Here is a 26,979-nt window from a genome sequence, read left to right on the forward strand (position 1 = left end):
ATACAAAAGACCTCTCTAATTAAAAATAGAGAGGTCTTTATCCTCTCTTATTTGCCAAAGCTATTACACTTTGCAGGAATTAGCACCTTTTTAACAAATAATTGTTAAAGGTTGCTGGGTTTCATCGGGCCAGTCCCTCCACCTCTCTGAATAAGAGAATTACATATTTATAATATTTTGAATTTTACAGATAGATTAGCATAATAAATGGAAGCTGTCAAAATAAATTCTTCATGAGTGATATATATCATCAGATTCAAGCCACTTGCGAAATTTATGTAGATGGTAATAATGCTTGCCATTAAGAATGACTTTTGGTGCGTGAGAATGCTTCTGTAATAGATCCTTCATGTCTGCTTCACTTAAATAAAAGTAAAGATGAAGGTGGCTTTGCTCCACAAGTAAATGATTCATATTACCTTCATTTTTACTACTAAATTGCTTCAACCCATTGCCTATGAAATAGCCAAGTAATGCTAAACCGACGGCAATCCAAATAAAATTCAACTCGAATTCCAATTTGTACTCCCCCTTAAATACATATATATCTACTTTAACATCTCCTAACGAATAGTAATAATATATTTTTTAGTGCCGAATCGGATCAATGCCCCCATAATTAAACCAATCTACCCTGTCTATCGCACCATCTTTCATAGATTGTATACTTGTCCGAGAACAAAATTGGCCAAGCTGTATATATTGATATTACTTAGTGTTTTTCTCGGGTTTGTGATGGAAAAGGCTATAGTTAGCACAAAGGAGACTATTAATTTTGCTGAAGGAGAGAAGTGAAGTGTTATGAATCTATCTGTTATTATTCCCATTCAGAATGAAGAATCTACGTTGTCAGCCGTTTTAGAAGAGTTAGTGAAGATTGAGCCATATGAAATCATCGCTGTTTTGAATGGTTCAACAGATGGATCGGAGAAAATAGCGGAAGCATTTGAATGTAGAAAGCTTGTTTATAAAGAACCTCTAGGGGTGGATATTGGACGAGCAATTGGTGCAAGGGAGGCAAAAGGGGATACGCTTCTTTTTATTGATGGTGATATTGTCGTTAGAGCTCAGGAGCTACAAGCACTGCTTGATGGCATTCGGGATGGGGCTGATATTGCCCTAAATGATTTAAGCTGGACAATGAAGCGCCCCATTAGACCACATCCGACAGCAGTATCAAAGTTCTCTCTTAATCATTTTTTAGGTAAAGGTGAGTTATCCGTTAATTCCTTAGTCGCTGTTCCTCATGTGATGAAAAAATCAGCGCTTGATACAATTGGTTGGGAGAATTTAGCTTGTCCGCCATTAGCTCATAGTATAGCTGTGATGAAAGAATTAAAGATGAGTGCACCAGTAGCCATTGATGTGATTGCTACAAATAAGATTCGACCGAAACATCAACAGAAGATTACGGGCTCCTCTTTTTCATTTTCAACAAGTTTAATAATTGGTGACCATTTACGTGCAGTGGCCCAACTGATTGAAGAGAGAGGATATCGCGGTGGTTTAAACGATGGCAGGCGAAATCGGCAATCTTTTAAGGAATATGTACAAGCCTTTTCGGTAAAGGAAGAGAAACGAGCGAAGTATAGTGCGATTATTCCTGTAGGGAAGGAGCCGGATACGATTGCTGAAGTGATTGCTGAGGTAAAGAAGGCAGGCATTGATGAAATCATTGTTGTGTTAAATGGAGCAGATGAACGAACAAAGGAAAAGGTAGAAAAGTCAGGTGTGAAAGTGATTGCGTTTGACCAGGCACTCGGACATAACATTCCAAGAGCGATTGGTGCGCTTCACAGTACAGGAGATATCTGTTTGTTCTTAGATAGTGATTTTGTTATCAAAGCAGAAGATTTAACCCCTTTTATACATGCTGTAGAAGAAGGGGCAGATATTGCTTTAAATGATTTAGAAATATTGCTCGACCGTGCCCATCCGTTGCATTCTGTGAGTGCTGCTAAGTACCTTCTGAATATGGCACTGAAAAGAGAGGACCTCACCGTTAATTCTCTCACTGCTATTCCACATGCAATGAGCAGGAAAGTGATTGACGAGATTGGTATCCTCACATTAATGTCTCCACCGTTATTTCAAGCAAAGGCAATTCTAAAAGGATTTAAAGTCGAATCCATTCATTATGTCGATGTCGTCAAGCCAAATAAAATTAGAAAACAGCATCACAGGCAAGCCGATGGTCGGGTCGAATCAACTGACCGGATTCTAGGTGACCACATTGAAGCATTTTCATATTTACTATCGTTCAATCAGAGATGCGGTTATACAGATGGCAATCGAAAATGGGACATGCTCCAAGGTCAAATAGATAGAGTTGCTGTTATTGGTCTCGGCTATGTTGGTCTCCCACTGGCTCTCCACTTAGCAAAAAAGGGCTGTCATGTAACGGGCATCGATCAAGATACTCATAAGATTGAGTTATTACAGCAAGGGAGCAGTTATATTCCTGATGTAAAAGATGAAGAGTTGCAAGCGGTTCTAAATTTCATTCCAAAACATACGGATGCAGCTATAGCTTTGCTTAAAGCCGCTGAGTATATCATCGTCACAGTTCCAACCCCAATTGACGAACATCATGAACCGGATTTAAGAGCGATGATTGCCGTTACTAACTATCTTTGCCAATATTTACAGACGGGACAAACGATTATTTATGAAAGCTCTACTTATCCGGGAACAGTAGAAGAGGTGATTGAGCCTATATTCACACGCCATCACTTTAAAGCTGGTGAAGACTACTACTTATGTTATTCACCCGAGAGAATTGATCCTGCAAATAAGCAATATACGTTAGCCTCTATCCCAAAAGTAATTAGTGGTCAAACAGAGAGCTCTCTTGCGAAAATTGATCAGTTTTATGCAAAGTATTTTGCTGAAGTTGTGCCAGTAAGCTCGCCGAAAGTTGCAGAGTTAGCTAAGTTATTTGAAAATACACAGCGATTAGTCAATATTTCACTAGTGAATGAGTTGGACGAGCTATGTGAACGATTAGACATTGATTTTTATGAAGCCCTGCAGGCAGCTGCGACAAAGCCATTTGGATTTACTCCTTATTGGCCTGGTCCGGGAATAGGTGGACATTGTATCCCTGTTGATCCGATATATTTACAATGGAAGCTCAATCAATACGGCTTAAGCAGTCAGCTCGTAGCAGCAGCAAGAGAAATTAATGATACGATGCCTCAAAAAATCGTCAAAAAAGTAGAAGCTGAATTAGCAGGGGAGACCGGGGCAATCCTTGTTGTTGGCCTAGCGTATAAAAGGGATGTGAACGATGTCCGTGAATCCCCAGCTTTAACAATTTTTAACGAACTCTTGCAAAAAGGTTATCAGGTAGACTATCACGATCCTTATGTACCAACAGTTGTTCTTGAAAATAAAAGCTATCAATCTGTTCCGTTAACAAACGAGACATTATCAAAGTATCAATTAACCCTGCTTCTTACGGACCATAGTAATTTGGATTATAAACTTTTATCGAAAGTAGAAAATATCATTGATACGAGGCATGTATTAAAAACAGGGAAATGAACAAGCGATACTATATTCCTTGTAAGGGGGTGATGCCACTTAAAGATGTAAGGAGACGATGCTTTTTGGATGGTTCGTGTTTATCTTTGATTGTTCCTATTAGTCGGGATGCGAGTAATCAGTATGTGAGTAAGTTAATCCAGACCTATCAATCTATCACAAATGTTGAGCTAATCTTTGTTGCCCATAAATTACTAAATGTTGATCCGTTTCGTCTCGTAGTAAATGATGCTTGGCAACATGTCTACGAAGCACATGTCATCGGGGCAAAAAAGGCAACAAGATCATGTATGTTATTTTTAGATCTCAACCAACATATTACGGTACCAACGCTCCAGCAATTTTTACAACCTCTGATGGACAATAGCGCGGACGCTGTTCTCAATAATATGGACTATGAATTTCAAAAAAAACACCGCCACATTCCTTCTACTATTTTCCCGCAAATAACCAATGCTTTTATCCATCGTTCGGATTTAAAAATAGACCAAATCGTGTTCGTCCCTTATGGACTCTCTAGAAAAGCAGTAGATACTATTGGTATTGATACGCTTAGCAATCCTGTTGAAGCACATGTGAAATTAGTTCAACAAGGCTATGTATTGTCACATCAGCTTCCTATTCGTAATATCTTTCAGCTGCAAAATCAAGTGTGGGATAGGAAAGATGACAGGAGAAGAATAGACGATTATTTACAAGCTTACACACAAAGATTCCCGCCTAATAGCCGATCAAAGTTTTCTGATGGTGAAAGAAGATTAGATGTACTAGATTCTGTTATCCAGGGCCATCAGCCAACTATTAGAAAAAATGACCATGCCAACAACCCCTTATCCCAGTTATCAGTTATCATCCCAGCTCAAAATGAACAAGCACGAATTAAGGCAGTAATTGAGGAGTGTATGCGATTAGGTCCGTTAGAAATCATCGTTGTAGTGAATGGGTCAAATGATCAGACAGCGGTTCATGCATATGATGCAGGGGCAACGGTTATTCAGTTTGCTGAAAAACTAGGTTTAGATACTGGTAGAGCGATAGGTGCCCACTTTGCCACCGGAGAGATTTTGTTATTTGTTGATGGCGATTTTGTCATCGCGATGGAAGACTTACAGCCATTTGTACAGGCTGTAGAGAGGGGCGTTGATGTTGCAGTAAATGACCTCAATGCTAGCTTAAAACAGCACTGGCCACTTCACTTAGTTACTGCCTGTAAATACGCAATAAATGTAGCATGTAATCGAGCTGATTTAGGTGTGGGTTCCACTGTTGCTGTCCCCCATGCCTTGAGTAGGAAAAGTATTGAAAAAGTCGGTGTTGGGTCACTAGCTAATCCTGTATTAGCTTACGTAAAGTTACTTGTTAATCATTGTGTAGTCGAAAATGTACACCATGTTGAAGTGGATAAAATCAATCGCTTTCGCCCGCATACTCATTATGCTAATCGAAAAGGATGTCTAGCCCCCACTACTTCAGTCATCGTCGGTGATCATTTAGAGGCGATGATATATTTAGGGAATTTACAAAAAAAAGGAGAGAAAAAGAATGGCTTGTAAAGATGAAAGTTGTTTTGATGTGTGTCTAAAATTGGTGGTAAATACGAATAACAGAAGGGCAGAAACGTCCGTTGAGTGCGATGATGCTTGCGGTGGTATCGAGTTCGAATTTGAAAATGGTGTCATTCAAATCACTTTACCACTTGTAGCGTGTGTGGAGACGACATTAAAAGATGATTTAAGTGCAAGTGCAGAGCTAACAAGCTTATCTTTACCAGGCTATCAATAAACACAAGGAGTGAATGGAAATGGCATGTAGTCATAAAAGTTGTTTTGATATTTGTTTGAAGATCATAGTAAATACGAGAACAGGAAGAGCAGAAACGGAAGTGCAATGCGATGAGGTCTGCCCAGGTCTTGAGTTTGAATTCGAAAATGGCATCATTATCATCACGATTCCACTAGTTGCCTGTGTGGAAACAACCTTAAGAGACTCCCTGCGTGCAGATGCACAACTCGTCAGTTTATCTTTGCCAGGTTATTCTTGAACAAATAAGGAGTACGGAACCTGATACCATTTTGGTGTGAGGTTCTTTTTATACATAAAAAAGATGGATGTGGATGTGTTTAAGAGTGAGGAGGAATAGAGAGAAACTCTTGTCTAGTCGGTCAAAGTCGGTTTAAGAACTGCGGGAAAAAAGGAAAACAGTCGCTCTTGGGATGCTAATATATGTTGATAACGGGAAAAAAGAGACACCGTCGAATAGGAGGGGATATCTCACCTTTAAGCCCTTCTCAATTGGAGAGAGATAGAAAAGGGAAAAATCAATTTTGTGCACCATCCTCAGAGATGTTGAATTTTTGCTCTTCATTCAGGCTGAAATTGGCTAACGAGAGCCAAGTATGCATAAATTACGAGTCATACAAACGGAAATGAGTTAACCAGAGGTAAGCAAACTGTGATTGCAAGTCCCTCAAGAGGGAATCTGTAAAGGAGAGGTGAGCAAACTGTGATTGCAAGTCTCTCAAGAGGGAATCTGTAAAGGAGAGGTGAGCAAACTGTGATTGCAAGTCTCTTAAGAGGGAATCTGTAAAGGAGAGGTGATCAAACTGTAATTGCGAGTCCCTCAAGAGGGAATCTGTTAAGGAGAGGTGATCAAACTGTAATTGCGAGTCCCTCAAGTAGGAATCTGTTCACGAGAGGTAAGCAAACTGTAATTGCGAGTCCCTCAAGTAGGAATCTGTTCACGAGAAGTGAGCAAACTGTGATTGCAAGTCTCTCAAGAGGGAATCTGTAAAGGAGAGGTGAGCAAACTGTGATTGCAAGTCCCTCAAGTAGGAATCTGTTCACGAGAGGTGAGCAAACAGTAATTGCGAGTCCCTCAAGTAGGAATCTGTTCACGAGAGGTAAGCAAACAGTAATTGCGAGTCCCTCAAATGGGAATCTGTAAAGGAGAGGTGATCAAACTGTGATTGCAAGTCCCTCAAGAGGGAATCTGTAAAGGAGAGGTGAGCAAACTGTGATTGCAAGTCCCTCAAGAGGGAATCTGTAAAGGAGAGGTGATCAAACTGTGATTGCAAGTCCCTCAAGTAGGAATCTGTTCACGAGAGGTGAGCAAACTGTAATTGCGAGTCCCTCAAGTAGGAATCTGTTCACGAGAGGTGAGCAAACTGTGATTGCAAGTCTCTCAAGTGGAACCCCTGTTAATGAGAGGTGAGCAAACTGTGATTGCAAGTCTCTCAAGTGGAACCCCTGTTAATGAGAGGTGATCAAACTGTGATTGCGAGTCCCTCAAGTAGGAATCTGTTCACGAGAGGTAAGCAAACTGTAATTGCGAGTCTCTCAAATGGGAATCTGTAAAGGAGAGGTTAACAAACTGATTTGCGAGTAACTCAAACAGAAATTTCCCAACGAGAGGATAGCAAAATGAAATTGCGAATCACTCAAACCCAAACCCCTCAATGAAAGCTGAGCAAACTGGATTTGCACGTCACTTAAAGGAAAACCACTCACGAAAGCCGAACAAACGGAATTTACCATCATTTATAAGAAAATCAAACCAATTGGTCTAGGGATGAGAGACGCAGTGAGCAAAATATAGCTACACACTTAATTCCTTTCGATATCTAAGTACTAAATAAAAAAGACAGTGCATTATCGACTGTCTTTACTTCCTCAAACTCACATCAGTAAGGATTTCATTCCATATTTGTTTATCATAATGATGGTTAACGGGTATTTTAACGAAGCAGATTCGTTCATGTGGCCATTCCTCATCAATGAGTGGTCGTTCTAATGGTACATTTACTTGTTGGATGATAATGAGGTTGAAGGGGCCGCGGGTAATTTTGGAGAGAGTCGTTTGCAATTCAATAATGTCTTCGTATTTTGCAATTTCCCATTCATATCGGATGAATAAGGTTTTTTTGCTAGTTTGTATTTTTGTGAGAAAGTTTTGAATGCGTTTGTTGAGTTTTTGTTTGAATGCTGGGTACTGATCTGTCCACTGTTGGTTGGCAATCATAGGGAAATCGTGGACAGAATCAATTTGATATAGACGGTCATGAACAAAATGAGCCCTTGCAGGGGTGGTTCCTCCTTCTTCATAAATGACTTGTCCTTCATGGACGAAATGTGCGGTAATATTCTTTTCCTCCATGTGATCTTTTTCCATGTAATTTTTAAACCTGTTTTTAAGTAGCTGATTGACCATGTTAAGATATGGCGACTGTACCCAATCAAAAGGGAATGAATTTTTTCTTAAGTGATGCTCTTTTGTGAAGATGGCAGGACCACACCAACAGCCTAAACTTACAACGAGATCATATACGCCTTTTGTTTCTGATAGCTTCAAGTTATCACTCCTTTACTTATAATTATTTTATTAATAAAGAAGAGGAAGTGATTGGACAAACAGTTAAATGCAGTAGAAAAGGCTCCTCCTTTTTTAAAAAAGAAGAAGCCCTACTTTTATAATATTTCCGTTAAGATCTCTTTGTTCTCTGTATCCCAAATCATGAGCCCAAGTTCTTCATCTACATTGATGATGCGAATGGAGACGGGGACATGGTCGCCTGCTATAGAATTAATTTTCGTACCGCAAAAGTTAAGGATGCTCGTTAACTCTGCCTTTGAAATACCTGGTGCATAGATTTTTAATTCTATATTTGTTAAATTATCATGCTCATAATTAATATCGCCGTTTAATCTCAAATCTAAATTTGTGAAGTAGGTAAGAAGGTCATCTGATAGATAATTGAGACTATCATGGAGACTTTTATCCACTTCATTTAATTCATCTGAAGGATAGACATATTGGTCTTTTTCAATCTCTTCCCAGCTGCCAATACCTTGTTTGCCTTTATCAATATAAGTATGAGCAAGAAATTGGCCAGGTGTAATTTCATTTTGGCCTGCCTCTTCATAGATAGATAAGATAATTGGTACGTTAGGGACATTTTCAATCCCTCTAACGGCAGAAATAACATTTTTGGCGATGTTTTTCGCATATTTTTCGTTGTAACTCTTGTCTTTATAAACATCATTCACTCTTACTTCACCTGTGTGAACTAATCCGGCATCATCCATTACCCGAATATGGTAGTAATCATTGATAGAAATAGCTAATGAAATCCCAACAACTTTACCTTTTTCATTTAAGTAATTTTGTTCGTGAATATGAGAGATGATTTTAGGGGTTTTTTCCTCATCTTCCAGTCGATCTTTTGTTGCTTTCATTTTGGGGTTCAGCCCATTAGGCGTATCATTAGACTCTCTAGCAAGTAATTCATTGAGCAAGTCACTATCTATGTATTGCCCTGATTGATAAAGGTGGTCTTCTGGTGAAAAATATTCAGAAGTGATATCCATCAACCCCAGTTCAATCTCAGTGATATCGTAGTTATTAGACACATTTGCTGTAATTGCACCTCGTGCCTTAGCTGGCTCAAACGGTTGCTTGACTTTGAATATATTATTCTCAATTTGCGTTGGAATGACGATATCTTCGGGTTGATCCGTGGTTTCTTCCTCGTCCTTATTCATACATGCTGTTAGCGTAATAAGTAGTAATGGTGTAAGTGTAAGTAGTAGAAGCCTTCTCATGGTTAACTCCTTGTTTGTATGTTTTTGAACCAATCATCTTGCAAATAAAAGGTACCATATAATGACATTATGTACAAATGATATTTTCATAGCTTGCTTGAAAAAGGAGGATAATGAAAGGTGGAATAGAAAGGGTTAGAAAAGAAAGATGGATGTGAATAATAATGAGAGCAACCGAAAGTATTCAGCGTGTTTGGGAACAATTTAATACGTTCCCGATGGAAAATCTAACGAAAATATGGCATTACCAAAAGGGGAGTGAGAGAAAGCAAAGAGAGCTATCCTTAATGAAGGAACATAGAGAGCAATATGGCCTGGCGGGTAATTGTTTTGATTTAGCCATTTGGTTGTTGGATGCCTTTCGACAAGCAAAGATTCAAGCATTTCCAATCGGTCATCATCTAGGGACAGTAAATGCCCATGTAGCAGTGATTGCACTGGACGATGATGGTGGCCGCTACTTATGTGATTTGGGGGATCAGTGGTTAAATCCGGTGTTAATAGATAAGAAACGAGAAAATTTCACAAGTGAGAAACTTGGCGGTTTTTTCCCAGGTGCTAATATACAAATGATACCGAATGAATATATGGTTGAGGTGCGCTATCATAGACCAAATGGGAAAGAATCAAAACAAATATATGATACACGCCCGATTGATTGTGATGTTTTTCTCCATGCAGCTGAACATTCGCAAAATCTCATTAAGCCCACTCCCTTACTCGAATGTAGAGTTCCCTATCAAACAGAAGTAGCACACTGGGAATTTACAAATTGGATTAGCTTTTTGAGCACGAATCATGGACTAATAAAAGACAGTCCATTAGTTGGTATCGATGAGTGGGTAATGAAAATTCATGAAAAAACGGGTTATAATAAAGAAATTCTGTTGGAGATGTTAAAGCTATATCACGCTTTTCAAAATAAATAATACGACATGAGCCGTGGTTGTCGTGCTTTGGTTCAAATACACGCCTGTAAATAGGTTTTTTATCATCCCTCTCCTTTCGAGCTTTATAAATTAGGTTATTTTGGATTGTAGTAATTTTTATTAGTCCGTATTTTGAAATGGAAGGCGCGGTTTTTCCTCTTCATAGATGGAATAACTTAAACCTCCATTTTCCATACTCGAACATTGCTTATCGCTGCAATAAAATAGGTACGTTTGTTGCTCAGTTCTAACGCTGACTTCCATATAATACGGGAAGACGCCACCTTTAAACTTGTTAATATCTGATTCGATGGCAATGATTTTTTCTCTTTCCCTTAAAGCTAAGTAATCCTCACTTTCAACCGTTTTTAGTATCATTTCACTTAAAATAATAGCTTCTTCTCTTGTTGCTGCAGACCATTGTTCTAATAAGAACCATTTGCAGAAGTAATATATGTTCAGCAGTAGACTAATAGTTAATAAGAAAACTCACAGCTTGTTTTTCAATCAAAACACCTTCTTTTTTAGTGTAATTTTACATCTTTTATACTTTATTTACAATCGTGCAATTGAAATGTTAACGGCAAATAGGGTTACCTATCTTAATAAAGACTAAAAAGGCTGAACCTAACGCGAGGGGTTCAGCCTTCTTATAATCTTTCACGAAATCAGTACTCGTTGTTTAAATTTCTAAATATTTAGTAATATAGTATAATTTGTTAAATGACTAAATGAGAGGGGTATGCGGTTGATAATAACACTTTGTGGTTCAACCAAATTTAAACAACAATTTATACATACAGAAGCGACATTGACTTACCATGGTCATATCGTTTTAAGTCTTGGTTTCTTTGAACATAGTGATGACATTTATTTATCGAATGAGAAGTTACATATGCTACAAGAGTTACATTTAAGAAAGATTGATTTGAGTGACGCCATTTATGTAATTAATGAGGATGAATACATTGGAGAGAGTACACGAAAGGAAATACAATACGCAAAGAGTAAAGGTAAAGACATTTATTATTATTCATCTAGTAAAAATAAATTAGACATGCTCCTTTAGGAAGGATGTGAGAGTCATTGTTAAGTTATTATAGTAAACTTTCTGCTGAAGTATATGATTTAGATAAAAATATAGGTTCAACATTTGGAGACATTGCCTTTTACCGAGATAGATTAGCTACTTGTAAAGGCAGGATTCTTGAACCTGGAGTGGGTACGGGGAGGACGCTTATTCCCCTTTTAGAAGCGGGTTTTACGGTTGAAGGGTTTGATGTATCAGATGAGATGCTCCGTATATGTCGGCGTCATTGTGCAGAAAGGGGGCTTGAGACCAATGTATTTAGCGGGAAAATGGAGTCGTTTAGTTTACCAACAAAATATGAAGCGATAATTATTCCAACAGGTACTTTTCTGTTGCTGCATGAACGAGAGGACTCTATAAAGGCATTAAAGAATTTCCACCACCATCTCTCGCCAGGTGGAAAGTTGATCGTAGATATTTTTTTACAACCGGACGTTACTCTAAATCAAGCATCGACTAAGACATGGAGAACAGAAAATGGCGATGTAATTACGTTGGAGAAAAAGGTGATTGAAGTCGATTATATAAAACAGTACACAGTTTCTCACCATCGTTATGAAAAATGGAGAGATGGGCAGCTGATACAAACAGAATTGGAACATTTTCCTCTCCGTTGGTATGGAGTCGAAGAGTTTAAGACCATTCTTGAGGCAACGGGTTTCCACAGCATCATTATTTCAGCCGATTATGAACAAGGGCTATATCCTACTAATGCTCATCAATCGATTACATTTGAGGCAGTAGCGAAATAGAGCAAGCATGCTAAAAAAAGCCAGTGACCACACCACTGACTTTACTCACTTTATTTCATACAGTGAAAAACAAAACTAACGGAATCATCATTCGCTTGTTTATCTTGATAATCTCCGTAACATGATTTGATCGTAAACCCGGCTCTTGTTAAAGAGCCTTCAATATCTTTGAGCGTGCGAAACCTTATTTGATGCTTTCTCCTAGTGATGAGTTCACCGCTGTCACAATACTGAACAGTCTCATAGAAGGTGAAAATATCATCTTCCATTCCTTCATAGGAAGAAATAATGGTAAGTTTCTCTCCAGTATAGGGATGATTTGTATAGTCAGGTGTCTCATCCTCCATCCAGTTTTCCCATTCTTTTGCATGAAGGTTGCGGCAATCAAAAATAAGGGAGCCATTAGGTTGTAAAGCCTGATGGATATCAGAAAGCGTTTTTGCCCAGCTTTCATCTGTTAAAAATACTTGGGCAACATTTGCTGTCATGATGACAGCATCGTATGTGTTTGCCTGCAAGAGTCGACTATCGCCTACGAGCCATTGGACATTTGTTAACCCTTTACCTTTAGCGACGTCGATCGCCTCATTATCGGGATCAATTGCTGTAATTTCATATCCCTTCGTATCTAAGTAACTCGTTAATCTCCCTGTACCACATCCTAAATCTGCTAAATGATGAGTCTGTAAATTGTTAATGATAGATAATAAAAATTTATCTCCCGGTCCAATTTTGTACATTTGGTCATATATCAAAGGTATCATCTTAGTGTCCAGTCTCCTTTGGAAGTAAATAAAGGTTTACAATTGTATATTTCAATTTCGACACTAGTAAAAGCAAACCCTTTAAAGGAAATGGCTTTATCTAATCGAATAAATAAGTGAGGTGTTTTTCTATGACGAATCTCCCCATTTACTGTAATGGCATAGCCGTAGTTTTATTAAAAAAGTATGAGAATGATACGTTGGTCCTGCATATGAAAAGGAATACAGAGCCTTTTCATGGCGAATGGTGCTATGTCGGTGGTGCTATTGAAGAGGATGAGAAGGCGTGGGAAGCAGCATTAAGAGAAGTGAGAGAAGAAACGGGCCTAACGGATATTCGTTTATATGTCAGCAATACATTTGAGCAGTACTATCATCCAAAAAGTGATTTTATCTATATGGCGCCGGTTTTTGTGGGCTTTGTTGGCGAAGAAGAGCAGGTGAAATTGAACGAAGAGCATAGCGATTATGCCTGGTTCACATTCAAGGAGGCACTTCAGCAAATAACTGTGCCTGGCAATGACTGCGTGCTTTCTTTTATTGAGAAGCATTTTGTAAAAGTAAAACCGTATACACAATTGGAGGTCAGGTGGTGGCTAGATGAATAAGGGATTCTATATCATGACTGAAGCCTGCCCTGCGTTGAATTTTTTTATCTATATTCAAAACATATATGGTAATCAGACGAAAAAGAGTGAGCACAGATTTCCATATATGATTAGAGAGTATGCTTTTAGTCAAAACTTTGAAGATAGCTATAAAGAGAAGTGGGCAGAAACGGTTCAGCTTGTGGCGGAGAATCGATTTAATGGAGAAAAATTATTTTATAATCATAAAAACTTCTTTTTTGAAGGCTTGTTTATGGATCATACAAGCTTTAATGAAGTTTATCAATCTTTTAAAGTATGGTGGCAGAGTCTAACGGGGGAACTGGCCGTCACAAAGACAGTAGATGAAGAGATAAGAAATATCTATCGTGATTTACCTGAGTCTTCCCCGAGGCAAACCTTGTTTGTGCAGGTTATATATGATGATTGCTTCCTAGGGGACTTGATGAGTCAACCATATTTTTGTATTGTAACGATGGAGCAATGCTTACATGGAAAAGAAAAACTACTACAATTCGTACGAAAAAGTATGAGATAAGGAAGGTTAAAAAGAATGACTAAAAAGTTATCAGCAGAAAACCAAGAAGAGTTATTATCCATTTTAAAATTGCGGTTTGAGAAGAATTTGGAAAGACATGAAGGTATTGAATGGGAGAACGTGCAAGAAAAACTAGTTGCACAGCCGGACAAGCTGTGGTCCCTTCATGAAATGGAGAGAACAGAAGGTGAACCTGATGTGGTGGGCTATGTTGAATCCACAGGCGAGTACCTCTTTTTCGATTGTTCAAAAGAAAGTCCAAAGGGGCGCCGCAGTGTTTGTTATGACAGAGAGGCACTTGAGGCAAGAAAAAAACATAAGCCAGAAACGAGCGCGATGGATTTAGCAAATGAGATGGGCATTACAATTCTTACTGAAGAACAGTATGAATCATTGCAGCAGCTAGGAAATTTTGACCTTAAAACATCTAGCTGGATACAGACCCCAGAGAATATTAGAAACCTCGGAGGTGCATTATTTTGTGACCGCCGCTATGATCATGTATTTGTCTACCATAACGGCGCCGATTCATACTACGGGGCTAGAGGTTTCCGTGGTGAATTAAGGGTTTGATTTTGTTAATGATTAATCGTTCGAGAAAAGCTGATATGACTCCAAACCCACGTTTGAAAAATGGCATCTACTCTGTTCTCTAGTTCTTCGGTTGACATCTGTTTATGTAGAGATAGTTCTTTAAGCGTAAAGGTTTCGGTAAGTGGTGAAGACATTCCTTTAACTTGCATGGAGAATGTAACAGTCTGATTCATAGAAAAACCTCCTCAAAATGGATAATTATAACCATTATATACAAATAGGTGGTGCTGTACTTGAAAGATCCACAAAGGCTTTTTTCCATTAATGACCCGAGGGATTTTATCACCGTGTTGATGAATGAGTTGAGAATGGATGCGCAAACACTAGAGAAAATTTCTGGCATTAATCAGATGGCTATAGAGAAGTATAGAAAAAAAGATAGTACTTGTGATTGGGGAGAGCTTCATGATGTAGATAGACGTATGGACTTCGATCACCTTTTAGCTTTATTAACTTCTGGCATGTTTGCTTGTGATGTGGATAGTCGTTTGCACGCGGTCATTGATGTTTTGCAAACAAATTATGGTATTAGTGTCAAAACGATTTCTATTTATACAAGAGTGAGCGAAGAAGACATCAAGAATTTTCTTGCTGATGGCAACTCGGTGTCTGTTGAAACGAAATATAAACTAGCTGTGCCTGTACTATTTTTACATTATATTTGTAAATAATATCTCATTTATTGGAGGTCAATCATGCAGGAGCTACCATCAACATATTATGCTGTGATCTTTACTTCCAAAAGGACAATTGGCGATAACGGGTATGAAAAAATGGCATTGGCCATGGAGGAGTTAGCGCAAAAGGAAGAAGGTTTCCTCGGGATCGAAAGTGCCAGAGACTCACAATTAGGAATTACAGTTTCATATTGGGCAACATTTGAGGATATTAAAAGGTGGAAAGACCATACGGCTCATAAAGTCGCACAGGAAAAAGGAAAATCGGACTGGTATGAGAACTATCAGGTGCGTATTTGCAAGGTGGAAGAGAGTTATGGTTTTGAACGATGAAGTCTACTTTAGAAGTAGGCTTTTTTATTTAGAATTGAAACTATTTACCATTTTTTTCGTATGTAAACGAAGGGGTGTTTGTTTGATTAAGTTAAATTTACTATTTGTTTTGCTATCGTTCATTTTGATTGTACACTTCATACTGTTTAATGCCTTTAACCTATGGCATTGGGCTACGATATTTTTATTCCCAACAACCGCGCTTATTATTTATTTAGTAAGTAAACGTATGGCTGGAAAAGAAGATAACTATCAACCTCCTGATAAAGACGGGTGGTCGTTTTATCATCTGCAACGAACATTGTTGAATAAAAAGCCGCTTTTTAAGGGTGAGGAAAAACGCGGTTTCATTCAGCAATATTTCACGCAGAGATGGCAATATGTTGTGAGTGATATCTTTGATTTACGCTGGTATTTATCTTTGCGCATATATATAGAAGAGGATTCCTTTGATGTACGTTGGAAAAGAAGTCGGGGGTTTTCTCAACAGGAGCAATGGCTGATTTACAAAAATGGTATCGTAATTGGCAAAGCTAACACAGTAATGAATGTGAAAAATATGTCCAAGCTGAAGGAAGTGATTTTTTTTGAAATAGAAGAGGAAACCTGGGCCACAAATGCATTGACGGTTACTTCATCGATCTCGCTAATGAGAGATAACAAGAAAGAAGGCTTACTGCGGCGTAATCATTTGATAAGTAATGTACAATCGATAAATGTAACCGATGATCGATCAGAGTATATCATGTCTCTCATCCTTCACTCTTATTATTTTAAGTAAGATGCTATGACAAATGAGGCAAATTGAAACTAATCGAGAGCCTGAATAAGAAATGAGTCGGGCAAAAGAGGAAATCAGGACTAATTGAGAGTCTCCACAAAATATGAGCAAAACAAAAAGAAAATCAAAGCCAACAGGAAAGAGCAAAGCGAAAGGCATACATCGCAGAAAATCGCAGCAAGATATGAGAGTAAAATGTACATAATCTAGTAATCTTAAATCATTATCAAAGGAAAAGGAGGGCCACATGTGAACAATCCTAAATTCAAAGAGTTTTTAAGAATAACAGAAGCGCTGAATCAAGTGAATATCATTCCTTTGTTAATGGGTTCGGTGGGGCTTGAGCTTTTGACAGGAGTGGATTGGCAAGCAAGAGATTTAGATATTCATGTGCCAGGTGATGACAGAGGGTGGGCAGTATCTCCGGATCAGAATGTTTTTGAGTGGCCAAAGATTGTTGATGTGATGGTATCGCTGGGATATCAATTAGTCGATTTGCATGAACATGAATTTATGAAAGAGGGTTTGTCGGTTGAGTTTGGAATTATCGATACGTTACCTAGCTTTGCTGGAATTCCCTTAGCAGAATTAATGCTACAACAAGTTGAAAATAGTAAGTATTATTTATTAAATCACGAGCAATATTTAAAGGTTTATCAAGCTTCTTCTAAAGATAGTTATCGTGCTGATCAAAATAATGATAAAGATAGGGAGAAAATAACTTATTTACATAAGGGGGGATATCATGCTAAAGAATAGCCTTTCTTTTGCGGTGATATTCTTTTTAACGGGAACGATATGGCAATTAATAAGTAGTCAGCCCATTTCTTGGTTTGAGAATATAATGGTAAGTTTGTTGGTGTTTCTTGGGTATCTATTTTTTGAATGGACCAACATTCCTTTTGATTGGAATAAAAAAAAGCATAAGAACAGAGAAGAATGATATCTAAGACAGATATCATTCTTTTTTGTTTAAATATAAGAATTTTGATAATATACAAAAAACATTTGAAGTTAACGTTAACGTCAATTGTATACTAAGAAAAAGGAGGTGCTGATGACTGAAGACAATACGTGAAGTAGCTGCAAAATTTGATGTTTCTACAAGGACGATTCGCTATTATGAAGAGCTAGGGTTAATTAGCTCGACTCGTTCTGAAGGCAATCATCGTTTGTATACAAAAAAAGAGTGTGCCAAGTTAAAGTTGATTTTTCGTGGAAAGCGGTATGGTTTTTCATTGGAAGAAATTAAAGAAATGGTGTTGCTATTTGATTATGACAGAACGGGTATGGCCCAGTTAGAACGTACGATTACTTATGGTAATCAGCGGATCCAGCAAATTGATCAAGCCATTGAAGAACTGTTGGAAATGAAAGAAGAGTTGCTGTCTTTGAAGAAGAGCTTTAGTGAAAGGCTCGAAAAACTAGTAGAAGAGAGGGATCGTCATGAATAGTTCGCAATTAGTCGCAAGAAATGCCAGGAAGTATCCTCAAGCACAGGCAGTAATCGGTTTTGAAGGAAGTCTTACTTTTCAAGAGTTAAACGATAAAGTAAATGCGCTTTCAAACGGTTTATTGGAAAGAGGAATTGATAAAGGAGACAATGTCTGTTTGTTTATGCCTAATACATTTGAATTTATCATTACCTATTTTGCTGTGCAAAGAGTGGGTGCTGTTGTTATACCGATAAATGCCAAGTTCACATTGGATGAGGTGCAGTACATTGTCGATCATTGTGAAGCGAAAGCTATTTTCGCACATGAGATTATTTTTTCAGCAGTTGAGAGTATTGAAAAAGTACCATTGAAGATTAAAACGGGAGAGCATGCGCAGAATTGGGAAAGCTTTGAGCAGTTATTGGCCCTTTCTCCTGGAAAAGAAGTTGAGTGTAATCTAACGGAAGATGACTACAGTACCATTCTTTATACATCTGGAACGACAGGTGATCCTAAGGGTGTTCTTTTTAGCTATCGCAATATTTTAACAGTGGCGCAAATGATTGCTGTTGAAATGGAAGTAAAACCAGATAGTAAAATGCTTTTAATGATGCCTTTAACGCATTCAGCCCCTCTACATTTATTCCTCATGTCAGCAACCGTTGTCGGGGCAGCAGTTGTCATTACTCCTACCTTTACGCCAGACCTTCTTTTGAAAGCGGTTGCAACACATCGCACAACACACTTTTTTGGTGCACCGGTCGCTTATTTACTGACCGCACAACACCCAGAATTAAAAAACTACGACCTATCATCGATGAAATGGTGGGTTTACGGAGGAGCGCCGCTTGCCAAGGAACAAATTGATCTTATTGCTGAAAGATTTCACACGGATCGACTAACAAGTGTGTATGGCTTAACGGAAGCAGGACCAAGTGGCGCCATCATGTTACCTGAAGAGCATGGAGAAAAGACGGGTAGCATTGGTATGCGAGCACCCCTTCATACGGAGTTAAGAATTGTTGATGAACACGGTCAAGTGATCCCGGTAGGTGAAGTTGGAGAAATTGTCTTGCGTGGAGAAGGCAACATGGTTGGTTACTACAAAAATAAGGCATTAACAAAAGAAACATTTATCGGTGACTGGTTAAAGACTGGGGATTTAGCAAGACGGGATGAAGAAGGCTATATTTGGATAGTCGATCGTAAAAAGGATGTTATTATCTCAGGTGGTGTAAATATTTATCCGAAAGAAATCGAGGACGTTATGATGAAGTATCCCACTATTCAAGAGGTTGCGATTATCGGTCTCCCACACCGTGAATGGGGAGAAACAGTAACAGCCATCTTCTCAGCAACAGAAGATGTAAATAGTGAGGAGCTCAATCGATTCCTTGTTGACCATTTAGCAAAATATAAAATCCCACGTTCCTACCATCAAGTTGACATGTTGCCAAGAAATGCGTCAGGGAAAATATTAAAAAGAGTGTTAAAAGAAGGGGTGGAGCAAGTATGAAAGTATTAAAGGAACCGGAAAAGAAGAGCGGCTATGCAACTAATTTTTTCAAAGAAGACGAGACGTTACTTCATATTTTAAAAGAAAAGCTTCCTCCTGCGTTTTTTGATTACGCAGTTGAAAAATTAACAGCGTACGGCGCGCAATGTGCTGGTCCGATTGATGAACGTGCTAAATACACTGATCGAGAAGGACAACCAGTGCTAAAACAGTATGACCGCTATGGTGAAGAAGTTTCTGAAGTGTGGGTGAATAGCGGCTACAAACAAACAGTAAAAGAATCATACGGTACGGGTATGGTGGGCTATGTGCATAAGGAAATCCCTGAGCTTGGTAGAAAAGGCAACTATATTTACAGTTATGCGCAAGGGTATCTCCTTTCTCAAACAGAGCCAGGATTTTATTGTCCAGTTACTTTATCAATGGCGACCGCCTATCTATTGGATCATTATGGAAATGAAGAAATAAAGAAACGCTTCTTACCGCATGTGTGTGCAACAAATGCTGATGAGGAATTATACGAGGGAGCGACTTTTTTAACTGAACGGCAAGGCGGGTCAGATGTAGGTGCAAATGTCGTGAGAGCAGTAAAAGAAGAGGGACAATACCGGTTGTATGGTGAGAAATACTTTGCTTCCAATGCTGGCCAATGTGGTGTAGCAATGGTGTTAGCAAGAAAGGAAGGCGCCAAAGAAGGAACGCGGGGATTAACATTGTTCGCTGTTCCGTGGAAACAAGACAATGGCGAGCTAAACCATCTTCGCATTAGAAGATTAAAAGATAAATTGGGTGTGCGTGCTGTCCCATCTGGAGAAGTAGAATTTGATGGTAGTGTTGCCTATGTAGTCGGCGATGAATCAAAAGGTTTTTACTATATGATGGAAGCATTAAACCTTTCTCGGATATGTAATGCTGTCGCATCAAGCGGCATCATGAAGCGAGCGTATGAGGAAGCAAAGCAGTATGCCATGGCAAGGGAAGCGTTCGGTCAAAAGTTGATTGATTTGCCAATGATTCAACAAACACTTTCTCAACTTAAGGCAAAGCTTGAGGTAGAGGTCGCCGCAATTTTTGATTTAGTAGAACTATACGACAAGGTTGTAGCGGGTGAGGCAAGCGATTCGGCGGTTATTCTACACCGTCTCTATATTGCCCTTTTGAAAAAAGAATCAGCAGAAAATGCGATTCATTTTGCCCATGAAGCAATAGAGTTGCATGGAGGGAACGGTTATATAGAGGATTTTATCACCCCAAGGCTTTTACGAGATGCCCAAGTGCTAACAGTATGGGAGGGCACGGCGAACATACTCGGTCAGGAATTAATCCGTCTCGTTAATAAATTCTCTGCCGACGAACTATTTATCAATCAAACGTTTGATCGATTTGCTTTACTAGCTAAAGGTGAACAGACCGCACTCGTTGAAGTAAAGTTTGCTGAAGTGAAACAACAGCTGGAACAATTCGCTAAAGCTGAGCCCCTCGTGCAGCAACTTCAAGCGAAACCATTAATGGAAAAAATGGCTCATCTTTATGAAAGTGTCATCGCATTAGAATATGCGCAGAAATTTAAGGGTAAATATGAAGCGATTGCCGAACTCTACTTAAAGCAAACTTGGGGGAATGCTGATGGAGAAGAAACAAGGGTTTTGGAGTTAAGTAAGATCGTTATATAATCAGTTGCATCCCTAGAGTGCTAGGGATGTTTTTTTATTTGGGTAGGGGGATGAGATCAGGTAGGGTTGTATATCGAGGGAGGGGATTAAAGGGTTAAATAATTCGCCAGTAAGTTTGCTCAAAAGAGAATGTCCACTCAAATGGGTGGAAGGAGGGCAAGAAGTGTTGGGAAATGGGGAATAAGAACACAAGAGTAAAGAAAAGCGCGAAGAAGTGTTGCCAAATCAGAAATAAGAACACAAGAGTAAAGAAAACCACAAGGATGTGTTTGTAATTCAGAAATAAGAACACATGAGTAAAGAAAAACGCGAAGAAGTGTTGCCAAATCAGAAATACGAGCACAAGAGTAAAGAAAAACGCGAAGAAGTGTTGTCAAATCAGAGATATGAACACAAGAGTAATGAAAACTACAAGGATGTGTTGTTAAATCAAAAATGCGAACATAGCAAGGCGGATAATACCAAGCCACCAGCGAAAAATTAAAATAACAGCTTGTTTTAACAAAAACCTTAATGCAACTCATGCTAATGCCCTAACCCTGAATCAGACTTAAGACTAATTTTTACTTTTTGAAACTAAATGTCTCACAAAATCGTATAGAATAGTAGAGAAGAGTCTAAAAAAAATCCTGGGGGGGATGAAAGATGTCTACAGGAATGCTATCAATTATTGCAATCGCATCTATCGTTATTTGGCTTGCGGTATCGAATGAAGTTTTAAAAACGGAGAATAGTCGCTCGAAGTTGATTACTTTGATGACTGCTGGCACTTTAACAACAGTGATATTGACGATTTCACTTTTTCAAAGCGTGTCATTTAAATGGTAGGTGAAACTTCATGATATTTGAATTTGTAAAAGTCGAAGTATTAATACCAGGCGAATATATTGTGAGATTAAGAGATGAATTGAATGCAATAGGAACATTAACAGTGGGGAATTATGATCAGGTTATATCCTACTCAGAGGTAAAAGGTTACTATAGACCTTTAGAAGACGCTAATCCTTACTTAGGTCAAATTGGGAACATCTCGTTTGGGACAGAATGTAAGATGGAATTTCGTTGCCTATATAGCCGGATGGAAGAAGTGAAAACAATCATCAAACGCATTCACCCATATGAAGAGCCAGTGATCTATTTTCATCCGGTGTTCGTTTAATATAGAAGGGATTTAAACAAGGCCTGATTATAACCAACCTGGGTCTATTGATGATGGCTAGGTTGGTGAAGTTTTTACCTTGTTCATTCGAATCCACAAATTGTATCGAAAACCTCTTAGAATGAACCTCTCTCATCATTTAATCCATTTTTCCGTATATAAAGACTTATTGTGTAATATGATGAACTATAAGCTTACTTTTGAAAAGAGGCGTGCATTTGTCAAAAGTTCATCTCTCTCTTATTTTAGGAATACTTTCTATCATCACACCGTATATTGGACTTGTTATAGGTATCTTTGGAAGCATCTATGCATCAAAGTTATTGTGCAATATTAATGGACCTAAAGAAAGAAAGTTAATTTCTGCTGGAAAAGTATGCAGTGTGATTGGCATTTTCCTTCATACTATTCTGCTCATTTTATTAAGTTTTTCTCTTATTATTTTTTTCTTAACCAGTGTGTAAGCAGAAAAAATCTTTGTGGCTCCCCGCCTTTATAAAAGAATTAGACTGTGCTATTATTTAGGAGGTATATCGTCTTAAAGCAAGATGATATATCTATAGTTAAATGATGAAAATAGGCGAGGCGAAAATAAAAATGTCAAATGATAAAGTAAGGATTGAAAACGATTTCTTAGGTTCGAAAGAAGTGCCAATAGATGCATATTATGGTGTTCAAACCTTACGTGCAGTTGAAAACTTTCCAATTACCGGATATCGCATTCATGAAGAGCTGATCATCGCAATTGCTATGGTTAAAAAGGCAGCCGCGTTAGCAAATATGGACACAAAAAGATTATATGAGGGGCTTGGCAATGTTATTGTACAGGCTGCTGATGAAATTATTGAAGGTAAATGGCATGATCACTTTATTGTTGACCCGATTCAAGGTGGCGCTGGGACATCCATTAATATGAATGCCAATGAAGTGATTGCCAATCGTGCGCTAGAGTTACTAGGGAAGAATAAAGGAGACTATGCACTTCACTTAAGTCCGAATAGTCATGTCAACATGTCACAATCAACAAATGATGCTTTCCCAACAGCGATTCATATTGCTACATTGAATGCATTGGAAAAACTGACACAAACGATGGAGCATATGCTTGCGGCATTTAAGGAGAAAGCAAAGCAGTTTGATCATGTGATTAAAATGGGTAGAACACATCTGCAAGATGCGGTTCCGATTCGTCTTGGACAAGAGTTTGAAGCATACAGTCGTGTAGTCACAAGAGATATTAAACGGATCCAGCAATCTCGTCAGCATTTATATGAAATCAATATGGGGGCAACGGCTGTAGGAACGGGACTAAATGCAGACCCTATTTATATTGAAAGTGTTGTTAAACATATGGCTGAGATTACGGGCTTACCACTTGTTGGCGCCGATCATCTTGTCGATGCGACTCAAAATACAGATGCTTATACAGAAGTTTCTGCAGCGTTAAAAGTCTGTATGATGAATATGTCTAAGATTGCTAATGACATTCGTTTAATGGCATCAGGCCCACGCGCTGGTCTAGGCGAAATTTCATTGCCTGCGCGTCAACCAGGTTCTTCTATCATGCCAGGTAAAGTGAATCCTGTTATGCCTGAAATGATTAACCAAGTGGCATTCCAAGTCATCGGTAATGACCATACCATTTGCCTTGCATCCGAGGCAGGACAGCTAGAATTAAACGTAATGGAGCCGGTACTTGTTTTTAACTTATTACAATCAATCAGTATTATGAACAACGCTTTCCGTGCTTTTACAGATTACTGTTTATCAGGCATTGAAGCGAATGAAACACGTTTGAAAGAATATGTAGAAAACAGTGCAGGGATCATTACAGCAGTGAATCCACATATCGGATACGAAGTCGCAGCACGCATCGCGAGAGAAGCAATCATCAATGGCAAATCCGTTCGTGAACTGTGCTTAAAATACGATGTGCTTACTGAAGAAGAATTGGATCTTATCTTGAACCCATACGAAATGACGAACCCAGGTATCGCGGGTGTGTCTTTGTTAAATAGAGATTAATTTTAATGCTTAGAGTTGATAATGACTCTAAGCATTTTTGTATTTCAGACATTAGCGTGTGTTGGTCTAAAAAATGTATAAAGTATTTTACATTTTTGGAGGGTGTTAGTATAATAAGTGTCAAATACTTTTTACATTTTGAAGGAGGAATCATTTTGAACGGGATTGTTATTATCTTTTTTTTATTGCTAGTTTTAAGTTTGATTCTCATTTTTTTTACAATCAGTACGTTACCTCAGCTCGGTGATGAAAGGAAAAAATTAATTAAAATGAAAGCACAATCTTATTCCTTTGCAGTAGTTATAGCCGTGTTAGTTTTTGAAATGGGGAAGAAGGTTTATTCAGCTTTTTGGGGAAGCAACACTTATGAAGGAATCTCACCATTCTCCTTTCTACTAAGTATTTGCATTATCTACTTGATTACATTACTTTTTTATAAGAGAAAATACGGTAATTAAGATGAAAAACCGAATACGTGAGTTAAGGAAGTCAATGAAACTATCGCAGGAGGATGTAGCGAAACGTTGCAAAGTAACGAGGCAAACGATTAATGCTATTGAAAATAATAAATATGATCCAACACTGCAGTTGGCGTTTAATTTAGCTGCAATATTGAATACAACTGTGGATGAATTGTTTATCACTGAGTAGTAGGAAATGAGAGAATACACTAGTAAAATTTTTATGGGAATTATTAAATTTAATTCTATCTATATTATTCATTTTCACCTCAACTTTCATTAAATACAATGAAGAGATTGAAGATAATAGGTGTAACTAACAATGGTACGAAGTCTTAGTGATTTAGGTATACTATTGGGATTGAATGTGGAAGTCACTGTGGTAGAGCATCACAGTGACTTTCGTAAAAACATTATCTAGATAATAATTATAGGATTTGTTGGTTAGAAAGTGACGGGTAATGAATCGATACTTTGTGAAGAAAGGTTAAATTGCCATTCCACTTTTTCTTTAGGGATTTTTAAAGATAAGTTAGGCATACGTCTTAATAGGGAAGTAAAAGCAATTTCTCCTTCCAAACGTGCGAGTGGTGACCCTAGACACATATGCATACCATGACCGAAAGCTAGATGTTGATTTATTTTTCTTGTAATATCTAAATCTTCAGAATCAGTAAAAATTTTTTCATCTCTATTCGCGGCTTTTACCATGACCAAAACCATATCGCCCTTTTTGATTTTATTACCAGATATCTCAACGTCTTCTTTTGCAAAGCGTGGTCCTACAGCAGTTGAAGGGCCGTTATATCTTAAAAGTTCCTCTACAGCAGATGGTATTAATCGAAGATCCTTTTTGAGTAACTCAAGTTGCTTAGGATTTTCAAATAACATCATACTACCTGTAGCTATTAAATTTGAGGTAGTTTCATGTCCTGCGAAAATTAATAAAGTAATCATGGAAATTAATTCTGATTCATCGAGGCGATCTCCTTCAGCCTCGATAGCAATTAACTGACTAATTAAGTCATCAGAGGGGTTCATTCGTTTTCTTTCAACTAATTGTTTCGTATATTCTCCGAATTCTTGAAGATTTTTTGCAACAGTAGCATCTTGCTTTCCCCATCCAAGCCCCGTAGCAATTGCAGAAGACCAATCTTTTAGTTTTTCACGATCTTCATAAGGAACGCCTAACATCTCAGATATTACATTAATAGGTAATGGATAGGCGTAGTCTTTTACAAGATCCATTTCACCTTTAGAGTGAACTTTATCTAGTAACTCATCTGCAATTTCTTGTACTCGAGGTCTCAACCCCTCCATGTATCGAGGAGTAAAAGCTTTTGATACCAACATACGTAATCGCCTATGATCTAATCCATCTAAAAAGAGCATTGATTTACCAGTAAAGAAGGTATCGGGAGCTGACGATTTTTCTTTACTATTAATTTTATCTCTAAAATTCTCTTTTTCTTCAATGGATGTTGGGTCTACTGTAAATTGCTTAGCGTTTTTAAGAATTTGAACAGCTTCTTCCATATGGACAACTATCCAAGTTTGATTATCTGTATCGCCAATAGGGTTAGATATTGGAATAATTGGCCCTATATCACGTGTCTTGGAAAATACGAAAAATGGATTCTCTTCACTTTTGCCACTTAATACACCTAGAACCTCGCTGGAAATATCTGATTTGTTCAGCATCTTAACTTCCTTCCGGTAATTAATTTTATACTCAAATTTGAGTATATTAATAAGCTTACTAAATATCTTTATTAATAGTAAATAAGAGTAAAGTACCTATTGGTGATAGGTCTTAAGTGGGGGAATAATTGCATTTTTCAATGTGTTATTATAAACGTATATGAGTATAAGGAGAAACAACATGTCTATTCAAATTTTTATTTTAAGTAAACTAATGAATGAAGATAATTATCCATACAACATAAAGAAATTGTTATCTGAACCCGTACCGTTAGATAAAATGCGGGCGATTACAGAAAGCAAATTATATTATCATTTCGATTCCTTAGCCAAGCAAGGCTTAATTGAGGTTGTAAAAGTGATTAAAGAAGTGCATCGACCAGATAAACAAGTTTATCGTATAACCGAAAAAGGACGTTTGGAACTTCCGAAAAAAATATATAAAGTCTTTGAAGATGCTGATACTATAAATGATATGATCTTAGGCATCGCGAATCTAAATTATGTTAATCCGGACAAGGTGATAGAGATAATAGAAAAAAAGATTATCGAAGCAAGAGAGTTACAAGAGACTAGGGCTCGTTTGGAAATATTGATAAATAATGATAAAGATCACCGCTATAATCGTTTCTTAAGTAATTATTTCTATGAAAGTATACAAAGCAATATCTATTGGTTAGAAAAACTACTGAGCGACTTAAAAAAGGATAATTAGCCCATATTGACAATATTAAAGTCTAGTTCTTGAAAATAGTAAAGAGATCTTGTTCTGCATAGGTTTAAGGTACTCAACAAAAA

General features: G+C 37.9%; 32 protein-coding genes, 1 pseudogene and 1 riboswitch. Of the genes and pseudogenes, 27 read left to right on the forward strand and 6 right to left on the reverse strand.

Going from position 1 to position 26,979, the window contains the following annotated elements; all coding sequences use genetic code 11:
- Positions 1-44: 44 nt before the first annotated feature.
- A riboswitch (SAM riboswitch) is annotated at positions 45-157 on the reverse strand.
- Positions 158-231: 74 nt separating this feature from the next.
- The gene (locus tag MHI57_RS16595) at positions 232-519 is read right to left on the reverse strand and encodes a DNA-binding protein (RefSeq protein WP_340977328.1); all 288 of its coding nucleotides are present in this window, start codon (positions 517-519) and stop codon (positions 232-234) included.
- 282 nt (positions 520-801) lie between these two features.
- On the opposite strand from MHI57_RS16595, the pseudogene MHI57_RS16600 reads away from it, so the two are divergent.
- From MHI57_RS16600 to MHI57_RS16620, 5 genes and pseudogenes are all read left to right on the forward strand, one after another.
- Positions 802-2,313 (forward strand): annotated as a pseudogene (locus tag MHI57_RS16600) (glycosyltransferase family 2 protein); the annotation flags it as partial.
- Positions 2,305-3,546 (forward strand): nucleotide sugar dehydrogenase, encoded by a 1,242-nt coding sequence (locus MHI57_RS16605; protein WP_322910328.1) that lies wholly within the window; start codon positions 2,305-2,307, stop codon positions 3,544-3,546. The pseudogene MHI57_RS16600 and the gene MHI57_RS16605, both read left to right, overlap by 9 nt.
- Positions 3,547-3,611: 65 nt before the next feature.
- A complete protein-coding gene (locus MHI57_RS16610; RefSeq protein ID WP_307315779.1) occupies positions 3,612-5,099 on the forward strand; it encodes a glycosyltransferase family 2 protein in 1,488 nt (495 codons plus the stop codon).
- Positions 5,089-5,328: a hypothetical protein gene (locus MHI57_RS16615; protein ID WP_095371029.1), complete on the forward strand. Its 240-nt coding sequence runs from the start codon at positions 5,089-5,091 to the stop codon at positions 5,326-5,328. Before MHI57_RS16610 ends, MHI57_RS16615 begins: the two co-directional genes overlap by 11 nt.
- A gap of 19 nt (positions 5,329-5,347) precedes the next feature.
- Entirely contained in the window at positions 5,348-5,587 is a 240-nt protein-coding gene (locus tag MHI57_RS16620) for a hypothetical protein (protein ID WP_095371028.1), read from the forward strand.
- A gap of 1,620 nt (positions 5,588-7,207) precedes the next feature.
- Here MHI57_RS16620 and MHI57_RS16625 read toward each other — a convergent pair.
- Together MHI57_RS16625 and MHI57_RS16630 are read right to left on the reverse strand one after the other, a co-directional pair.
- A complete protein-coding gene (locus MHI57_RS16625) occupies positions 7,208-7,894 on the reverse strand; it encodes a DUF1796 family putative cysteine peptidase (RefSeq protein WP_340977330.1) in 687 nt (228 codons plus the stop codon).
- A gap of 116 nt (positions 7,895-8,010) precedes the next feature.
- Positions 8,011-9,144: a CamS family sex pheromone protein gene (locus MHI57_RS16630; RefSeq protein ID WP_340977331.1), complete on the reverse strand. Its 1,134-nt coding sequence runs from the start codon at positions 9,142-9,144 to the stop codon at positions 8,011-8,013.
- Between the two features lie 164 nt (positions 9,145-9,308).
- Here MHI57_RS16630 and MHI57_RS16635 point away from each other — a divergent pair, with 164 nt between their 5' ends.
- The 3 genes from MHI57_RS16635 to MHI57_RS16645 all read left to right on the forward strand — a co-directional run bounded on the left by MHI57_RS16635 (position 9,309) and on the right by MHI57_RS16645 (position 11,915).
- Positions 9,309-10,073: a hypothetical protein gene (locus MHI57_RS16635; RefSeq protein WP_340977333.1), complete on the forward strand. Its 765-nt coding sequence runs from the start codon at positions 9,309-9,311 to the stop codon at positions 10,071-10,073.
- Between the two features lie 748 nt (positions 10,074-10,821).
- Positions 10,822-11,142 (forward strand): hypothetical protein, encoded by a 321-nt coding sequence (locus MHI57_RS16640; RefSeq protein ID WP_340977334.1) that lies wholly within the window; start codon positions 10,822-10,824, stop codon positions 11,140-11,142.
- 17 nt (positions 11,143-11,159) lie between these two features.
- Complete coding sequence (locus MHI57_RS16645; RefSeq protein ID WP_340977336.1) at positions 11,160-11,915, forward strand: class I SAM-dependent methyltransferase; 756 nt, start codon at positions 11,160-11,162, stop codon at positions 11,913-11,915.
- A 50-nt stretch (positions 11,916-11,965) separates the two neighbouring features.
- Here MHI57_RS16645 and MHI57_RS16650 read toward each other — a convergent pair whose 3' ends face one another.
- Entirely contained in the window at positions 11,966-12,679 is a 714-nt protein-coding gene (locus MHI57_RS16650) for a class I SAM-dependent methyltransferase (protein WP_340977338.1), read from the reverse strand.
- 131 nt (positions 12,680-12,810) lie between these two features.
- On the opposite strand from MHI57_RS16650, the gene MHI57_RS16655 reads away from it, so the two are divergent.
- The 3 genes from MHI57_RS16655 to MHI57_RS16665 are packed head-to-tail and all read left to right on the forward strand — an operon-like array spanning position 12,811 to position 14,398.
- The gene (locus MHI57_RS16655) at positions 12,811-13,287 is read left to right on the forward strand and encodes an NUDIX hydrolase (protein ID WP_095371022.1); all 477 of its coding nucleotides are present in this window, start codon (positions 12,811-12,813) and stop codon (positions 13,285-13,287) included.
- The gene (locus tag MHI57_RS16660; RefSeq protein WP_340977340.1) at positions 13,280-13,825 is read left to right on the forward strand and encodes a hypothetical protein; all 546 of its coding nucleotides are present in this window, start codon (positions 13,280-13,282) and stop codon (positions 13,823-13,825) included. Before MHI57_RS16655 ends, MHI57_RS16660 begins: the two co-directional genes overlap by 8 nt.
- Positions 13,826-13,840: 15 nt before the next feature.
- Positions 13,841-14,398 (forward strand): DUF4256 domain-containing protein, encoded by a 558-nt coding sequence (locus MHI57_RS16665; RefSeq protein WP_095371020.1) that lies wholly within the window; start codon positions 13,841-13,843, stop codon positions 14,396-14,398.
- A gap of 5 nt (positions 14,399-14,403) precedes the next feature.
- On the opposite strand, the gene MHI57_RS16670 is transcribed toward MHI57_RS16665, so the two are convergent.
- Complete coding sequence (locus tag MHI57_RS16670) at positions 14,404-14,592, reverse strand: hypothetical protein (protein ID WP_224938304.1); 189 nt, start codon at positions 14,590-14,592, stop codon at positions 14,404-14,406.
- Between the two features lie 60 nt (positions 14,593-14,652).
- Here MHI57_RS16670 and MHI57_RS16675 point away from each other — a divergent pair, with 60 nt between their 5' ends.
- The 15 genes from MHI57_RS16675 (at position 14,653) to MHI57_RS16745 (ending at position 24,670) form a co-directional block, all read left to right on the forward strand.
- The gene (locus tag MHI57_RS16675) at positions 14,653-15,090 is read left to right on the forward strand and encodes an HTH domain-containing protein (RefSeq protein WP_328199829.1); all 438 of its coding nucleotides are present in this window, start codon (positions 14,653-14,655) and stop codon (positions 15,088-15,090) included.
- Positions 15,091-15,114: 24 nt separating this feature from the next.
- Positions 15,115-15,429 carry an antibiotic biosynthesis monooxygenase family protein gene (locus MHI57_RS16680; protein WP_322910247.1) on the forward strand — a complete coding sequence of 105 codons (315 nt, stop codon included), beginning with the start codon at positions 15,115-15,117 and terminating at the stop codon, positions 15,427-15,429.
- 82 nt (positions 15,430-15,511) lie between these two features.
- Positions 15,512-16,210 carry a hypothetical protein gene (locus MHI57_RS16685; protein WP_340977343.1) on the forward strand — a complete coding sequence of 233 codons (699 nt, stop codon included), beginning with the start codon at positions 15,512-15,514 and terminating at the stop codon, positions 16,208-16,210.
- A 249-nt stretch (positions 16,211-16,459) separates the two neighbouring features.
- Entirely contained in the window at positions 16,460-16,969 is a 510-nt protein-coding gene (locus MHI57_RS16690; RefSeq protein ID WP_340977345.1) for a phosphoribosylanthranilate isomerase, read from the forward strand.
- Positions 16,956-17,153 (forward strand): hypothetical protein, encoded by a 198-nt coding sequence (locus tag MHI57_RS16695; RefSeq protein WP_322910250.1) that lies wholly within the window; start codon positions 16,956-16,958, stop codon positions 17,151-17,153. Before MHI57_RS16690 ends, MHI57_RS16695 begins: the two co-directional genes overlap by 14 nt.
- A gap of 127 nt (positions 17,154-17,280) precedes the next feature.
- Positions 17,281-17,664, forward strand: coding sequence for a MerR family transcriptional regulator (locus MHI57_RS16700; protein WP_340978640.1), 384 nt, complete (start codon positions 17,281-17,283; stop codon positions 17,662-17,664).
- Positions 17,657-19,162 (forward strand): class I adenylate-forming enzyme family protein, encoded by a 1,506-nt coding sequence (locus MHI57_RS16705; protein WP_095371012.1) that lies wholly within the window; start codon positions 17,657-17,659, stop codon positions 19,160-19,162. The genes MHI57_RS16700 and MHI57_RS16705 overlap by 8 nt, the downstream gene beginning before the upstream one ends.
- A complete protein-coding gene (locus MHI57_RS16710; protein WP_340977346.1) occupies positions 19,159-20,835 on the forward strand; it encodes an acyl-CoA dehydrogenase family protein in 1,677 nt (558 codons plus the stop codon). Before MHI57_RS16705 ends, MHI57_RS16710 begins: the two co-directional genes overlap by 4 nt.
- Positions 20,836-21,127: 292 nt before the next feature.
- Positions 21,128-21,319 carry a hypothetical protein gene (locus tag MHI57_RS16715; protein ID WP_340977348.1) on the forward strand — a complete coding sequence of 64 codons (192 nt, stop codon included), beginning with the start codon at positions 21,128-21,130 and terminating at the stop codon, positions 21,317-21,319.
- A gap of 161 nt (positions 21,320-21,480) precedes the next feature.
- Entirely contained in the window at positions 21,481-21,663 is a 183-nt protein-coding gene (locus MHI57_RS16720) for a hypothetical protein (protein ID WP_095371010.1), read from the forward strand.
- Positions 21,664-21,673: 10 nt separating this feature from the next.
- Positions 21,674-21,994 (forward strand): cytochrome C biogenesis protein, encoded by a 321-nt coding sequence (locus tag MHI57_RS16725; RefSeq protein WP_095371009.1) that lies wholly within the window; start codon positions 21,674-21,676, stop codon positions 21,992-21,994.
- A 218-nt stretch (positions 21,995-22,212) separates the two neighbouring features.
- Positions 22,213-22,458 carry a hypothetical protein gene (locus tag MHI57_RS16730; protein WP_095371008.1) on the forward strand — a complete coding sequence of 82 codons (246 nt, stop codon included), beginning with the start codon at positions 22,213-22,215 and terminating at the stop codon, positions 22,456-22,458.
- 133 nt (positions 22,459-22,591) lie between these two features.
- Positions 22,592-24,019 (forward strand): aspartate ammonia-lyase, encoded by a 1,428-nt coding sequence (gene aspA, locus MHI57_RS16735; RefSeq protein ID WP_095371007.1) that lies wholly within the window; start codon positions 22,592-22,594, stop codon positions 24,017-24,019.
- Between the two features lie 155 nt (positions 24,020-24,174).
- Positions 24,175-24,477: a hypothetical protein gene (locus MHI57_RS16740; RefSeq protein ID WP_340977352.1), complete on the forward strand. Its 303-nt coding sequence runs from the start codon at positions 24,175-24,177 to the stop codon at positions 24,475-24,477.
- A gap of 1 nt (position 24,478) precedes the next feature.
- Positions 24,479-24,670, forward strand: a complete 192-nt coding sequence (locus tag MHI57_RS16745) for a helix-turn-helix transcriptional regulator (protein ID WP_340977354.1) — start codon at positions 24,479-24,481, stop codon at positions 24,668-24,670.
- Between the two features lie 254 nt (positions 24,671-24,924).
- On the opposite strand, the gene MHI57_RS16750 is transcribed toward MHI57_RS16745, so the two are convergent.
- The gene (locus tag MHI57_RS16750; RefSeq protein ID WP_095371004.1) at positions 24,925-26,181 is read right to left on the reverse strand and encodes a cytochrome P450 family protein; all 1,257 of its coding nucleotides are present in this window, start codon (positions 26,179-26,181) and stop codon (positions 24,925-24,927) included.
- Between the two features lie 181 nt (positions 26,182-26,362).
- Between MHI57_RS16750 and MHI57_RS16755 the strand changes: the two genes are divergently transcribed.
- Positions 26,363-26,896 (forward strand): PadR family transcriptional regulator, encoded by a 534-nt coding sequence (locus tag MHI57_RS16755; RefSeq protein ID WP_095371003.1) that lies wholly within the window; start codon positions 26,363-26,365, stop codon positions 26,894-26,896.
- Positions 26,897-26,979: the final 83 nt, after the last annotated feature.

This window comes from Cytobacillus sp. FSL K6-0129 (assembly GCF_038007625.1).
In the GTDB taxonomy this organism is placed as follows: domain Bacteria; phylum Bacillota; class Bacilli; order Bacillales; family Cytobacillaceae; genus Cytobacillus; species Cytobacillus kochii.

Bases quoted from the DNA above. Each gene is read 5' to 3' on its own strand.
- MHI57_RS16705 (WP_095371012.1), top strand. From the start codon at position 17,657: ATGAATAGTTCGCAATTAGTCGCAAGAAATGCCAGGAAGTATCCTCAA.
- MHI57_RS16670 (WP_224938304.1), bottom strand. From the start codon at position 14,592: ATGAATCAGACTGTTACATTCTCCATGCAAGTTAAAGGAATGTCTTCA.
- MHI57_RS16715 (WP_340977348.1), top strand. From the start codon at position 21,128: ATGAGTAAAGAAAAACGCGAAGAAGTGTTGCCAAATCAGAAATACGAG.
- MHI57_RS16750 (WP_095371004.1), bottom strand. From the start codon at position 26,181: ATGCTGAACAAATCAGATATTTCCAGCGAGGTTCTAGGTGTATTAAGT.
- MHI57_RS16755 (WP_095371003.1), top strand. From the start codon at position 26,363: ATGTCTATTCAAATTTTTATTTTAAGTAAACTAATGAATGAAGATAAT.
- MHI57_RS16635 (WP_340977333.1), top strand. From the start codon at position 9,309: ATGAGAGCAACCGAAAGTATTCAGCGTGTTTGGGAACAATTTAATACG.
- MHI57_RS16745 (WP_340977354.1), top strand. From the start codon at position 24,479: ATGAAAAACCGAATACGTGAGTTAAGGAAGTCAATGAAACTATCGCAG.
- MHI57_RS16695 (WP_322910250.1), top strand. From the start codon at position 16,956: ATGCTAAAGAATAGCCTTTCTTTTGCGGTGATATTCTTTTTAACGGGA.
- MHI57_RS16725 (WP_095371009.1), top strand. From the start codon at position 21,674: ATGATATTTGAATTTGTAAAAGTCGAAGTATTAATACCAGGCGAATAT.
- MHI57_RS16655 (WP_095371022.1), top strand. From the start codon at position 12,811: ATGACGAATCTCCCCATTTACTGTAATGGCATAGCCGTAGTTTTATTA.
- MHI57_RS16710 (WP_340977346.1), top strand. From the start codon at position 19,159: ATGAAAGTATTAAAGGAACCGGAAAAGAAGAGCGGCTATGCAACTAAT.
- MHI57_RS16630 (WP_340977331.1), bottom strand. From the start codon at position 9,144: ATGAGAAGGCTTCTACTACTTACACTTACACCATTACTACTTATTACG.
- MHI57_RS16620 (WP_095371028.1), top strand. From the start codon at position 5,348: ATGGCATGTAGTCATAAAAGTTGTTTTGATATTTGTTTGAAGATCATA.
- MHI57_RS16650 (WP_340977338.1), bottom strand. From the start codon at position 12,679: ATGATACCTTTGATATATGACCAAATGTACAAAATTGGACCGGGAGAT.
- MHI57_RS16665 (WP_095371020.1), top strand. From the start codon at position 13,841: ATGACTAAAAAGTTATCAGCAGAAAACCAAGAAGAGTTATTATCCATT.
- MHI57_RS16720 (WP_095371010.1), top strand. From the start codon at position 21,481: ATGTCTACAGGAATGCTATCAATTATTGCAATCGCATCTATCGTTATT.
- MHI57_RS16660 (WP_340977340.1), top strand. From the start codon at position 13,280: ATGAATAAGGGATTCTATATCATGACTGAAGCCTGCCCTGCGTTGAAT.
- MHI57_RS16680 (WP_322910247.1), top strand. From the start codon at position 15,115: ATGCAGGAGCTACCATCAACATATTATGCTGTGATCTTTACTTCCAAA.
- aspA (WP_095371007.1), top strand. From the start codon at position 22,592: ATGTCAAATGATAAAGTAAGGATTGAAAACGATTTCTTAGGTTCGAAA.
- MHI57_RS16615 (WP_095371029.1), top strand. From the start codon at position 5,089: ATGGCTTGTAAAGATGAAAGTTGTTTTGATGTGTGTCTAAAATTGGTG.
- MHI57_RS16605 (WP_322910328.1), top strand. From the start codon at position 2,305: ATGCTCCAAGGTCAAATAGATAGAGTTGCTGTTATTGGTCTCGGCTAT.